This window comes from Rhodococcus sp. EPR-134 (assembly GCF_001647205.1).
Taxonomy (GTDB): domain Bacteria; phylum Actinomycetota; class Actinomycetes; order Mycobacteriales; family Mycobacteriaceae; genus Rhodococcus_F; species Rhodococcus_F qingshengii.
The window spans coordinates 1-12,576 of record NZ_LVCT01000724.1; the positions used below are offsets into that span (position 1 = coordinate 1).

Annotated in this window: 13 protein-coding genes and 1 pseudogene; 7 read left to right on the forward strand and 7 right to left on the reverse strand. The window is 62.5% G+C overall.

Annotation, left to right across the window (positions count from 1 at the left end):
• Together A2J01_RS31335 and A2J01_RS31340 are read left to right on the forward strand one after the other, a co-directional pair.
• Window positions 1-558, forward strand: a pseudogene (locus tag A2J01_RS31335) (FUSC family protein); the annotation flags it as partial.
• A 91-nt stretch (window positions 559-649) separates the two neighbouring features.
• Window positions 650-1,579 (forward strand): cation diffusion facilitator family transporter, encoded by a 930-nt coding sequence (locus A2J01_RS31340; RefSeq protein ID WP_007726784.1) that lies wholly within the window; start codon window positions 650-652, stop codon window positions 1,577-1,579.
• Here A2J01_RS31340 and A2J01_RS31345 read toward each other — a convergent pair.
• Entirely contained in the window at window positions 1,569-2,033 is a 465-nt protein-coding gene (locus tag A2J01_RS31345) for a pyridoxamine 5'-phosphate oxidase family protein (RefSeq protein ID WP_039972744.1), read from the reverse strand. The two genes, A2J01_RS31340 and A2J01_RS31345, sit on opposite strands and share 11 nt — an antisense overlap.
• Window positions 2,034-2,097: 64 nt before the next feature.
• On the opposite strand from A2J01_RS31345, the gene A2J01_RS31350 reads away from it, so the two are divergent.
• Window positions 2,098-3,051, forward strand: coding sequence for a helix-turn-helix transcriptional regulator (locus A2J01_RS31350; protein WP_064114291.1), 954 nt, complete (start codon window positions 2,098-2,100; stop codon window positions 3,049-3,051).
• Here the strand turns inward: A2J01_RS31350 and A2J01_RS31355 are convergent.
• Window positions 3,048-3,989, reverse strand: a complete 942-nt coding sequence (locus tag A2J01_RS31355; RefSeq protein WP_007726787.1) for a DUF808 domain-containing protein — start codon at window positions 3,987-3,989, stop codon at window positions 3,048-3,050. The two genes, A2J01_RS31350 and A2J01_RS31355, sit on opposite strands and share 4 nt — an antisense overlap.
• A gap of 240 nt (window positions 3,990-4,229) precedes the next feature.
• Here A2J01_RS31355 and A2J01_RS31360 point away from each other — a divergent pair, with 240 nt between their 5' ends.
• Window positions 4,230-4,886 carry a class I SAM-dependent methyltransferase gene (locus tag A2J01_RS31360; protein ID WP_042924200.1) on the forward strand — a complete coding sequence of 219 codons (657 nt, stop codon included), beginning with the start codon at window positions 4,230-4,232 and terminating at the stop codon, window positions 4,884-4,886.
• A gap of 28 nt (window positions 4,887-4,914) precedes the next feature.
• Here A2J01_RS31360 and A2J01_RS31365 read toward each other — a convergent pair whose 3' ends face one another.
• Window positions 4,915-6,084: a thiolase family protein gene (locus A2J01_RS31365; RefSeq protein ID WP_042452159.1), complete on the reverse strand. Its 1,170-nt coding sequence runs from the start codon at window positions 6,082-6,084 to the stop codon at window positions 4,915-4,917.
• Entirely contained in the window at window positions 6,081-7,496 is a 1,416-nt protein-coding gene (locus A2J01_RS31370) for an MFS transporter (protein ID WP_064114292.1), read from the reverse strand. Before A2J01_RS31370 ends, A2J01_RS31365 begins: the two co-directional genes overlap by 4 nt.
• A gap of 58 nt (window positions 7,497-7,554) precedes the next feature.
• Here A2J01_RS31370 and A2J01_RS31375 point away from each other — a divergent pair, with 58 nt between their 5' ends.
• The gene (locus A2J01_RS31375) at window positions 7,555-8,052 is read left to right on the forward strand and encodes a winged helix-turn-helix transcriptional regulator (protein WP_007726791.1); all 498 of its coding nucleotides are present in this window, start codon (window positions 7,555-7,557) and stop codon (window positions 8,050-8,052) included.
• A gap of 92 nt (window positions 8,053-8,144) precedes the next feature.
• Window positions 8,145-9,383 (forward strand): HNH endonuclease signature motif containing protein, encoded by a 1,239-nt coding sequence (locus A2J01_RS31380; RefSeq protein ID WP_064114293.1) that lies wholly within the window; start codon window positions 8,145-8,147, stop codon window positions 9,381-9,383.
• A gap of 100 nt (window positions 9,384-9,483) precedes the next feature.
• Here the strand turns inward: A2J01_RS31380 and A2J01_RS31385 are convergent, their stop codons facing one another.
• The 3 genes from A2J01_RS31385 to A2J01_RS31395 form a co-directional block, all read right to left on the reverse strand.
• The gene (locus A2J01_RS31385; RefSeq protein ID WP_021333947.1) at window positions 9,484-9,972 is read right to left on the reverse strand and encodes a GNAT family N-acetyltransferase; all 489 of its coding nucleotides are present in this window, start codon (window positions 9,970-9,972) and stop codon (window positions 9,484-9,486) included.
• Window positions 9,973-10,042: 70 nt separating this feature from the next.
• Complete coding sequence (locus A2J01_RS31390) at window positions 10,043-10,813, reverse strand: site-2 protease family protein (RefSeq protein WP_003944319.1); 771 nt, start codon at window positions 10,811-10,813, stop codon at window positions 10,043-10,045.
• Entirely contained in the window at window positions 10,810-11,484 is a 675-nt protein-coding gene (locus tag A2J01_RS31395) for a hypothetical protein (protein ID WP_080961056.1), read from the reverse strand. Before A2J01_RS31395 ends, A2J01_RS31390 begins: the two co-directional genes overlap by 4 nt.
• 282 nt (window positions 11,485-11,766) lie before the next feature.
• Here A2J01_RS31395 and A2J01_RS31400 point away from each other — a divergent pair.
• Window positions 11,767-12,576 (forward strand): adenylosuccinate synthetase (locus tag A2J01_RS31400; protein ID WP_197494340.1); only part of this gene is annotated, 810 nt, incomplete at its 3' end.

Sequence of the window (12,576 nt, forward strand, 5' to 3'; positions counted from 1 at the left end):
GGCCTCGTCGCGAATGACCCGGACCCGATCGTGAAGGCACTGCAGAAGGCGCGCGCAACTCAGGGTGCCATCGACGGGTTGCGCAGTAACCTTCTCGGCGGGAGGGAGATCAGCCGAATCTCCCCGCTGTACTGGAACAGTCGGCCTCGCCTCGAAAGGCTCATGGCGACAGCCGATCCCATCGACAACGCGATGCGCAACATTCGAGTGCTCGCGCGTCGTTCGTTGACGTTGGTCAGGGACGACGAGATCCTCGATCCGCGTCTGGTGGCTCAGGTCGAGCGCTTGTCGAAAGCCGTCGAAGTTCTCGAGGACATGATCCTGGCGGAGCCGGGGGAGCAGCCTGATCAGGCCGAAGCAGCGCGCGTCCTGCGCTCGGTCGCGAAGGAACTGAAACCGGCGATAGTGGAGAACGCGGGCTTGTCCTCGACGGTGGTGTTCGCCCAGATTCGATCGCTGGTCGTCGACCTGTTGCAGGTCGCGGGCATGAAGCGAATCTCGTCGATCGCCACTCTGCCGCCCACCGTGCCTCATCCCGCCTACGAGCCGGATCACTGACCTCTGCCGTTTCCCGCTCACTGAGCAACTCATTGTATGTATGCGAATGTATGCATATGCTCTGAGAAGGACTTGGGAGGGAACAGGACAAATGGGAGCAGGGCACGGTCATTCACATGGCCACTCGGCAGCAGATTCGGTCGGCGTAGGACCGTCACCGCAACGCATCAGAAAAATGGCGATCGCGCTTGCGATCCTCGTTGCGTTCCTCGTACTCGAGGCCACGGTCGGTATCCTGATCAACTCGTTGGCTCTGCTTGCCGACGCCGGTCACATGCTCACAGACGTGGTGGGTATGGCCATGGGACTGACGGCGCTGCTGCTCGCGAAGAGGGGCAGCACCACCGCGGCCAGGACCTTCGGTTGGCACCGCGCCGAAGTGCTGACCGCCATGGCCAATGCGGTGATGCTGCTGGCTGTCGCCGCCTGGGTCTTCTACGAGGCAATCGGCCGCATCGGTAACGAACCCGAGATCCCGGGCGGCGCCCTGATCATCACGGCGGCCGCCGGCCTGGCCGCGAACATCGTCGTGATGCTGATGCTGCGCGGCGATTCCAAGGACAGCCTGGCCGTGCGTGGTGCCTACCTCGAAGTGCTTGCCGACGCCGTCGGTAGCGTCGGCGTTCTGATCGCCGGTGGCCTTGTCCTGCTGTTCAACTGGACGTGGGCAGACGTCGTCGTCGGTGTTCTCATCTCGCTCTGGGTGGTGCCGCGCGCGATCAAACTGGCCGCAGCATCGCTGCGCATTCTGACGCAGGCTTCGCCGGCCGACGTCGACGTCGAGGCAGTCGAGGCCGACCTGGCCGCGCTGCCGAGCGTGATGGGTGTCCACGACCTACATGTCTGGACTCTCACCACCGGCATGGATGTCGCCACGGTCCACCTGACCAGTGACGCGAATTCGTCGAACGTTCTGGAATCCGCGCGCACCGTCCTCGAGAGTCACGGTCTTTCCCACGCCACCGTCCAGGTGGAATCGTGTGCCAACGGAGAGCACTGCGAGAAGAACGTCACTTGGTGAAGCGGGTGATATCTTTGCCCGGCTTCCAGAGGTCGACATACATGTGTTCGTCGTCGACAGTCGTGTGCACCACCTCATCGATGTCGAGGACAAAGAGGTGCAGAGGCTTCGGAACCTCGTAGGTGTAGCTTGCGAGCACGGCTTCGAACTCGTCGCCGGTCACCTCGCGTGCGATTCCGGCGATCTTCGCGTCACCGCCCTCCATGGTGTGCTCGCCGGGATTGCTGTGGAGGGCGTAGCGCCCGTCACGGATGAGGTCCTTCGCCTTGAGTGCGCCGAACATCGAACCGAGCACCAGACGCCCGTCGAGGATTTCGACTTCGGTGCCGCTGACCCGTGGTGAACCGTCCTTGCGCAGCGTTGCGAGGACGTGATGCTTGTGGGCTTTGAATCGTGCTTGGACCGCGTCGGCAAGAGCGGGTACTTCTTCGGAGAACTGCTTCCAGGTGACCATGACGGTCATTGTGCACCCCTATTCCTGACAACTTCTGTCAGTGATTCTCGGTAATGTTCGGTCCATGAGATCCGCGCGGTTACTCCAACTCATGCTGCGTTTGCAGGGGAGTCGCGGCGTCGTCGCCGAGCAGTTGGCCGACGAGTTCGGTGTGTCAGTGCGGACGATCTACCGCGACGTGGCCTCGTTGTCGGCTGCCGGTGTGCCGATCTGGACCGAGAGCGGCCCTGGTGGTGGCATCCGTCTGCTCGACGGATGGCAGTCCAAGTTGTCCGGCATGACGGACGACGAGACGTCCGCACTCATGCTGTTGGGTGTGCCGTCCATCGCTGCAGATCTCGGGCGATCCGACGCCGTCGGTTCGGCGGGGGCCAAACTGCTCCGCTCCCTGCCCGGTCCCCTGCGCGAGAGTGCACGACTGTGGCAGGACCGCATTCTCGTGGACGTTCCGGGTTGGTTCGGCGGCGTCGACGACATCTCTGCGCTTCCGATCGTCACATCCGCTGTGCTGGACTCGCGTCGACTGCGCTTCGCCTATCGCGATCGCGAGCGGACGGTCGAACCGCTGGGTCTGGTCATCAAAGCCGGTGTTTGGTATCTGGTGGCGGGGATGAACGGTCGAACGCTGTCGTTTCGAGTCGGGCGCATCAAAAATGCCGTGGTAGAAGATGATTCGTTCACTCGGCCGGTGGATTTCGACCTGCCGTCGTGGTGGGCGGCGTCGATGGCCGAGTTCGACCGGTCGCTGCTTCGCTTCGAGTGTCGCGTGCGATTGACACCAGAGGGCAGGCGCCGGCTCCCCGATGTGGTGGGCGAGCTTGCCGCTGCAGTCGAAGTGGGGCCAGAGGACAACGACGGATGGGTCAGTGCCGAGCTGAAACTCGAGAGCGAAGCTGTCGCGCTCTCGCAGCTGATCGGGCTGGGAGCCGACGTCGAGGTGCTCGAACCCTCGTCTTTGCGTGAAGGGATACGCACCGTGGCGGAGCAGATGGTGCTCCGCCACGGGCACGACAGCTAAGCCGTCGCAGAACGCTTTGCGAGCATGCGGGTGATACCCAGTTGAGCGGCGACGATAACGGCGCCAACCACCAGGCCCAGTGCTGCCGAGGCAAGTGTGTTGACGATCCACGCCAGCACGCCACCGACTCCGGCGATGTCACTGACTGCTTCTTCGCCGTGATGAACGGCGTCGTAGAGCGGGTGGAAGCCCAGTTCGTCGATGCCGACCAACAGGATGTGGCCACCGACCCACAGCATCGCGGCGGTACCCACGACCGAGAGCACTGACATCACGTGAGGCATGCCGCGAACGAGGCCTCGGCCGACCTTGTGGGTGAAGCCAGACGACGTCTCGGCGATCTTCAATCCGATGTCGTCCATCTTCACGATCAGTCCGACGACGCCGTAGACGACCACGGTGATGACGACCGCCACGACGGCAAGGATCACCAATCGGCTCCAGAAGCCTTCGCCTGCGATGGTGTTGAGTGCGATCACCATGATCTCGGCGGACAGGATCAGGTCGGTGCGGACGGCGCCCGAAACCACTGCTTCTTCGTCGCGAGGATGCTCGTCAGCGGCCTCGTGGTGGTCACCGTGGCCGAAGATTGCACCCCAGATCTTGTGAACCGCTTCGTAGCTGAGGTAACAGCCGCCGACCATCAACAGTGGCGTCAGCAGCCAGGGGAGGAACTGACTCAGCAGCAGAGCGATCGGAAGGATGATCAGCAGCTTGTTGCGCAGCGATCCGATGGCGATGCGCTTGATGATGGGCAACTCGCGTTCGGCTGCGAGCCCACGGACGTACTGCGGCGTGACGGCTGCGTCGTCGATCACCACGCCGGCCGCTTTGGCGGTCGCCTTACCGGTTGCGGCGGCAACGTCGTCGATCGAGGCGGCAGCCATGCGAGCCAGGGCTGCGACGTCGTCGAGCAGGGCGAAGAGTCCGCCGGCCATCACAGACCTCCAGTGGAATCAGTGGAAAAAGGTGGCCGGACCGAACCGGTGACGCAGTTACTTGATCGCACGAGGTCTCTATCCATGATCGTCGTAGGTGAGGTCAGGTCACCTGGAACGATACCGGGGGCATCCGTCAGGGACGACCTCGCGAGGTCGGTTGCCCTTCGTCACGAAAGGTCTTCCCGACCCGGTGCTCGCGTGTAAGACTGCACAGAAGATCGATCGAAACGGGGCACTATGCGTGAACCAGACACTGCACAGGTCGCCAAGACTTTCGACGCAATGGCGGCGCACTACGACCGACAGATCGGGCGCTTCGAACGCTTTGTGCTCGGTGACGCCCGGAAATGGGCCGTGGACCAGGCGCATGGCCGCGTGGTCGAGATCGCCGTGGGTACCGGACTGAACCTGCCTCTCTACGGAGACGACGTCGATTACGTCATCGGCGTGGACATCTCGACTGCGATGCTCGATCAGGCCAGGCTCAAGGTCTCCGAGGGAGTGAAGACCGAAGTCGACCTACGACTCGGAGACGTGCAAGCACTCGATGTTCCCGACGAGTGCGTGGACACGTTGGTCTCGACCTACGCCTTTTGCACGATCCCCGATCCGGACCGAGTTGCGAACGAAGCATTTCGAGTCTTGGTACCCGGTGGTCGATTCGTCCTCGCCGAGCACGGACCGAGCAAGAACGTTGTTGCTCGTACGTTGATGAAGGTCGTCGAACCGCTTTTTGTTCGGTTCGGTGCCGATCATCTCACCCGTCAACCGGTTGAATACCTCGAAAACGCCGGTTTCCTGATCGACGAGGTGCAGCGCAGCGGCCGGGGCGGAATCGTGTTTCGGGTCGTTGCGCGCAAGCCGGATCCCGAATGGACGGCACTCGGTCACTGATGTCGGAATGCCGTCCATCGGGGATCGCTCAGCCCAGACGCTCCAGGATGGTCGCGTTTGCCAACCCACCTGCCTCGCACATGGTCTGGAGTCCGTAGCGCGCGCCGCGCTGCTCCATCGCGTTGACCAGGGTGGTCATGATCCGCGTTCCGCTGCCGCCCAGTGGGTGGCCGAGCGCGATGGCGCCGCCGTGGACGTTCACCTTGGACAGGTCGACGCCGGTGTCCGCTGCCCACGACAGGACGACGGGGGCAAAGGCCTCGTTGACCTCGAACAGATCGATGTCCGAGACCGTCAATCCCGCACGGGCCAGGACCTTCTGTGTAGCCGGGATGACCGCGGTGAGCATGTAGAGCGGATCGTCGCCGGCAACTGCGAAGCTGTGCAATCGTGCCTTCGGGGTGAGGCCGAGTTTCGCGGCGATCTCACTGGTCGTGATCATCACCGCCGAACTGCCGTCCGAAAGCGGGCTGCTGTTGCCCGCGGTGATGGACCAGTCGATCTGTGGGAATCGCTGTGCGTAGTAATCGGATTCGAAGGCGGTCCGTAGGCCGGCCAGGGTCTCGACCGTGGTGCCGGGGCGGATGGCCTCGTCGACCGACAGCTGCGGGAGCGTGGCGAGTTCCTTGGTGAAGTACCCACTCTCGGTTGCCAGCGCGGCTTTCCGATGACTCGACGCCGAGAACTCGTCGAGTTGGGTGCGGCTCAGTCCCCACTTGGCGGCAATCAATTCGGCGCTGATGCCCTGCGGTACCAGACCGTCCGGATAGCGCTCTTCGAAACCCACGCCGAGTGATTCGCGCCCGATGCTGCTCGAGCCCATAGGGACTCGGCTCATCGACTCGACTCCGGCAGCGACAACGATGTCGTACGCACCGGCAATGACGCCCTGAGCGGCAAAATGAACTGCTTGTTGGCTACTTCCACACTGTCGGTCGACGGTGGTTCCCGGTACCGACTCAGGGTAGCCTGCGGCGAGAAGGGCAGTGCGAGTGACATTCTGGCTCTGTTCACCGACTTGGCTTACCGCTCCACCGATGACGTCGTCGATCAATGCTGCATCGATTCCAGTGCGTTCGACTACCGCCTTGAGGCTGTGGGCGAGGAGGTCGACGGCGTTGATGCCGTGCAGGGCGCCGTTCGCCTTTCCCTTGCCGATCGGAGTGCGAACGGCTTCGACGATAACTGCGTCTCTCATGACAAATTCCTTTCAGGGATGGCGGATTCAGCAGGGACAACCGGGGTGGGTGTGGTCGCAGGCGTCATTCCCAGTGATGCCAGGGCAGACACAAGCGCGACGCCAAAGATCACCCACCAGGCCTGGCGGAAGGTGTCGTAGTCGACAGCAGAGCCGAGAACCGCGATCAGAACGCTCACGCCGAGAACGGTTCCGATCTGTCGGCTCATGCTGACGATTGCGCTACCGGTGGCCGATCTGGCAGGTGCCAGATCCGCCGTGGCCTGCGACAGAATGGTCGGCAGGGCAAGACCGACACCGATCCCGGCGATGATCCAGCCTGGTAGGAGTCCGGTCGCGTAGTTAGGCGTCGTATCAACCGAGACGAGAACGAGTACGGTTCCGACTGCCCACAGAAGGCTGCCGAGTGCGGCGACGCGTCCCGCCGAGTACCTGCGCGTCAGCGATCCGCCGGCGATGGCGAACAGCGGAACGAGAAGTGGACCCGGTGAGACGGCGAAACCGGTTCGCAGAGCCGAGTATCCCCAGGCTTCCTGGAGCCACAGGATGTTCGAGAGAAGACCCGCGGCGAATGCTGCGCTGAACAGGATGGCGGTGACGTTGGACCAGGCAAACGAGCGGATCTTCAGAAGATCCGGAGCAATCAACGGAGTCCGGTGACGAGAGTTGCTCCACCAGAACGAGAGTAGTGTCACGGCGGCCACGGCGAAGGCGATCAGAACGCGATTGTCGGTCCATCCCCAGTCCGGACCCTGGACGAGTGCCAGGGCGAGAGAGCCGATTCCGACGGTGAGGAGGGCAGCGCCGACGAAGTCGATACCGGCATCGGGGTCCTTGTGTGTTGTATCCGGTACGAGTCGGACTGCGAAGTAGAGCAACACGATGCCCACTGGAACATTGATCAGGAAGACCCAGCGCCACGAGGCCTCTACGAGGATGCCGCCCACGACAGGGCCGAATGCAGCTGCTGCAGCGCCGGCGGCTGCCCAGATGCGAACGCCGGATTGACGTTTCGCGGCGGGAAGCGCATTGATCAGAAGCCCGAGACTGGCCGGGGTGAGCGCAGCGGCACCGACTGCCTGGACGATACGGAAGGCCACCAGTGCCCACAAGGACGGGCTGAAGGCACAGGCGGCGCTGGCGAGGGTGAACAGTGCGAGGCCGGCGATGAAGGCGCGCTTGTGCCCGATCCTGTCCGCCCAGCGTCCGAGGGGTATCAACAGTGCGGCGTAGACGATCGCGTAGCTGTTGAGGATCCAACTGAACTCGCCGAGCGAGTGACCCGGGTAGCTCTTGGCGATGTCGCCGAAGGCCACGTTGACCACAAAAAGATCGAGGCTGGCGACAAACGGCGCCCCCGACAGTATCGCGAGCAGGGGTCCGGTCCGCACCGGCTGGCTATGAAGTTCCATAGTCAGCAATCTAGACCCTGGCTATGGTTATGGCAAGCCAGGGGGTATGGTGAATTGCATGGACGCTGTACGACTGACCGGAGTGCTCGAAGATCGCGACGCCTGGCGGGCCACGCACTGTTCGATCGGGCGGGCCATGGAAGTGGTCGGCACTCGATCCGCGATACTCATTCTGCGAGAGGCCTATTACGGCACAACGCGTTTCGACGACTTCGCGTCGCGAGTCGGCATCACCGAGGCGGTTGCGTCGGCGAGGCTGAAAGAACTCACTGAGGCGGGACTGTTCGAGCGTGTGCCGTACAAGGAGCCTGGAAAGCGGACGCGGCACGAGTATGTGCTCACCGAGAAGGGCCGTGACCTGCTGCCGGCGGTTCTCGCGCTGATGCAGTGGGGCGACAAGTATCTGCACGGCGGAAAAGGTGGACCGTTGGAGGTGGCCGACGACGCTACTGGTGAGCGCGTTCGCGTCGAGGTGCGCAGTGAGTCGGGTCGTGAAGTGCCTTTGGGGGAGTTGCGAGTCTCTGTCAACGAATCGCGTCGGCGGTTGCGCGAATAGCGATGCATCTCAACAGCTCTCGAGTGTAGGTCTTCTTGAAGTTGTCCGGTTTGTCTCTGCTTATCGAAAGTATGTTCGATTAAACTTTGAGCATGGACAGTCGGGAAGCGTGGCAACTGGATGGCGAGGACCTCAAGGGTGAGGTTCTGGATCTGGTGCGCGCCCGGCACGAGTTGCAGTCGCGGATGGTGTTGCTGATCGTGGAGATGTTTTCCCGGGACGTTCTCGGTGGGAAGGGTTTTCGGGCGATCGCGCTGTGGTTGCATGGTTCGACGAATCTGGAGATCGGTGAGTGCAGTCTGCTGGTCGGGTTGGCGCGGTTGTTGATGCTCGAACCCGTGGTGGGCGATGCGTTTCACCGCGGGGATGTTGATGCGTTGAAGGCGCGGCAGGTGGCGTCGTTTTGTCAGCATCCGCCGAAGAACATGACCCTGGCGGATGTGGACAAGGCCCGCGGGATCCTGTTGGGCCTGGCGTCGAAGAACATTGCCGATTGTGATGCGGTGCGGGCGGCGATCCGGCGGATCGAGAAGCAGTACGGCAAACGCGAGGACGGCGTTCCGGTGGGTGAGGATTCGGAGCGTAACGAGTTCTACGCCTCGAAAGGGTTGTACGGACGGGTGACCGTGAAGGGCGATCTGGATGCTGTGAACGGGGCCCGTCTGATCACGTTGTTGTCGAGCCTGTCTGCGCCGATACCGGAGAAGGACGGCGTGAAGGACACCCGTACTCCGGCGCTGCGGCGGGCGGACGGGTTCTGCGAACTACTGCGGCGGTACGAGCGGGCGGGGTTGGGTCCGATCGAAGGCGGGGTGAAACCGCACATCACGGTCACCGCGTCCGCGAAAGACATGACGGACCTCAAAGCCTTGAAGGACCTGTTGCCGTCCACGGAGGAACTCGGGTTTGCGTGGACGGATTGGGTGGGCCCGATCAGCATCGACACCGCACGGATGTTGGCCTGCGACTGCACCGTGACGCGGATTTTGTTGGACGAGAACGGTGTTCCGCTCGACTGCGGCAAAGAAGCGAGAACAGCGACGGTGCCGCAGCGGCGGGCGTTGACGGTTCGCGATGGCGGGTGTGCGTTTCCGGGGTGCGGTACACCATCGGGGTGGTGCGATGCCCATCATATTGTTCACTGGAACGATGGTGGCCCAACGGATCTCGACAATCTGATCTTGTTGTGCGGTCATCATCATCGGACGCTGCACCACACCGAATGGCGGGTCGAGATCGGCCCCGACCGAAAAACAGTGTTCTATCCACCGATGTCGATCGATCCGTATCAACAGCCGATCGGCGGGAACAGCCCACCCACCGCGGCGTGAACCGCGACAACTGAAGACGTGAGCACCGGGGCACCTCTACGCCCCGGTGCTCGAGCTCGCGTTTGGGAGTCCCCGCGTTTGGGAGTTTTGTGGCAGGGCGTCAGCTCAGTGACTTCTTGAACCCGACATGGGAGGCCACAAATCCGAGTCGCTCGTAGAAGTCGTGAGCTTCCTTGCGAGTTTGATCCGAGGTGAGCTGCGCCAGGAACGCGCCGCGCCGGGCACCTTCTTCGCAGGCCCAACGGATCATCGAACTGCCGATGCCCTTGCTCCGGTAATCCTCGTGGACGCGAACAGCTTCGATCTGCAGTCGCGTCGCACCCATCCGGCTCATACCCGGAATGAAGGTCAATTGCATTGTGCCGACTACCGCGTCGCCGACCAGAACGGTGACGAGAAGTTGAGCCGGATCCTCGTCGATTCGCTTGAACGCGTCCTCGTAGATCGTTCGGGCTTCGGGGTTGGTCGTCTCCCGGGTGCTGCCGATCGGGTCGTCGGCGAGCAAGTCGATCAGTGCCTCCACGTGTCGAATCTCGGCCCGCGTGAGGGTGTACTCCACTCCGCCGGACTGAAATGACGTCGCAATCATCGATGCTCCCCTGAAGAAGAATGAATGTCTGAAATGTCAGACTCTCACGAGTCTCCTCCAGCGCACTCGATCACGTCCAAAAACGCATGAGGGCGTTACCGAGCATGGCGTAGTAGTCGGACACACCGCTCAATTCGAAGATCCAGTAGATCGCGTCGAAGAAGACGACATTGATCTGTGGGACGAACAGGAGCGCAACCAGCAGGAGCAGTCCGTACGGCTTGAACTGGTCGAGTTGGTGCCGTGTGTTGGGTGCAAGGTAGGGCTCAAGTGCGTTGTAACCGTCCAGACCGGGGACTGGTAGCAGGTTCAAAACTGTTGCCATGACCTGCAAGAAGGCCAGGAAACTGAGGCCGGCCCAGAACGTCAGATGCTCGGCCGATGAGCCGTACGTACGTATGACGACGAGGAGGATCACGGCGGCGACGGCATTCGTGAACGGACCGGCGAGCGATATTCGGGCCTGCACCTTGGGCGGGAACATCCCGGTGCGCAGGTACACGGCGCCGCCGGGAAGCCCGATGCCGCCCAACGCGATGAACAGCACCGGCAGACCGATCGAGAGCATCGGATGGCTGTACTTGAGCGGGTTGAGCGTCAGGTAGCCACGAGCCTCGACGTCGGTGTCTCCATGACGCCACGCCAGATAGGCATGCGCGAATTCGTGCAAGCAGAGCGTGACCACCCAGCCGGCAACCACGAGGACAAAAACACCCGCGCGGCCCGCGATGGAACCCCACGTCGAGTTCCAAGCGACGATTCCGGCGATGACAGTGATCGCAACGACGCCGAGGAAGACAGGGCTCGGCCGAACCGCCGACCGTGCTGCTCCGGTTCTCACCTGACCAACAACCAAGTCTTGTCGTGCCGGTAGAAGGTCGAACGCTTCAGATCGCGTGGGTTGGCCACCCCGTCGCGAACCAGTCGCGCTGCCGGCGAGCCCAGTTGAATGGCTCGGCCTTCCAGCCAGCGTCGCCCGCTCCAGCGGCTCTTGCGGTCGACTGATGCCTTGATCCCGGGGAGCTTGGGGCTCGGCACTATCCGGATGCCGGGGACTGTGCCGGAGAACAGCTTGTTGTCGTCGACGTAGGCCTCGCCGATCAGTTCGTCTGCATCCGCCGGACCCGTGACAGTTGCTGCACCTACCAGCGCGATTCCAGCGTCGTCGCGAATGAGCGGCACGGTGTGGACTGTGCCTTTCAAGGCCGTGCGCGCAGCTCGTGCACCGGTCGCGAGTTTGTACGCGTCGGTTGCGTCGGACCTGTTCTCGGTGACGTAGGCGAGTTCGACGTTGAGTCGCTCCAATCGCATCAACCGCGTCAATGCCGCGGCAAACGCGCCGTCGTTGCCCACGACGATCAAACGCGGCTCCGTCACGACCTGCAGTTGGGACAGTGCCTCGTCGAAGTCTTGCTTCTCCGGAAGCTCGGGGACAGTGAACGACGTGAGTTCACCCAGGGGGAGTGGAACCGGCGAATCGCCACATTTGAGCACCACAGGGGTCAAAGCCACTCCTAGCTCGATCAGACTTCTTCACGGGTAGTGGGACCTCGCCACCCTTCCCCGAAATGGCCGTCCGAATCACTGCCGACGATCTTAGTGCGAGTCTCTGTGTCGACTCGCAATCGTGATGGTCACCGGCCAAATTCTGGACCGTCAGGTCTGGTCTGATGCTCTGGGCTAGACTGCTCCTTCGGTCACTGCAACAGTTCGGCGCTGCATCATGTGCGCGGAAGCCAGGCAGTACCAATGCGGCGGGACAACTGCTGCACGTCGACCGTAGGAGACAACGTCATGCCGGCAATCGTCCTGATCGGCGCCCAGTGGGGCGACGAAGGTAAGGGCAAAGCTACAGATCTACTGGGCGAGCAGCTTCAGTGGGTCGTGCGATACCAGGGCGGTAACAACGCCGGACACACCGTGGTTCTGCCGAACGGTGACAAGTTCGCACTGCACCTCATCCCGTCCGGAATCCTCACCCCCGCCGTCAACAACGTCATCGGTAACGGTGTCGTCGTCGACCCGGGTGTGTTGTTGACCGAATTGGCAGGCCTGGAAGAGCGCGGCGTGGACACGTCCCGCCTGCTGCTTTCTGCTGATGCGCACCTGATCATGCCGTACCACGTGGCCATCGACAAGGTCACCGAACGCTTCCTGGGAGCGAAGAAGATCGGCACGACCGGCCGCGGTATCGGCCCGTGCTACCAGGACAAGATCGCCCGTGTCGGTGTCCGTGCCGCGGACGTCCTTGACGAGAAGATCCTGACCCAGAAGGTCGAAGCAGCACTCGAATTCAAGAACCAGGTGCTGGTCAAGATCTACAACCGCAAGGCACTCGACCCGCAGCAGGTCGTCGAAGAGGTACTGACGCAGGCCGAGGGTTTCAAGCACCGCATCTCGGACACGCGCCTGGAGCTCAACCTCGCCCTCGAGCGCGGCGAGACCGTTCTGCTCGAAGGTTCGCAGGGCACTCTGCTGGACGTCGACCACGGCACGTACCCGTACGTGACCTCGTCCAACCCCACTTCGGGTGGTGCGGCGGTCGGTTCGGGAATCGGTCCCACCAAGATCACCACAGTGCTCGGCATCCTGAAGGCGTACACG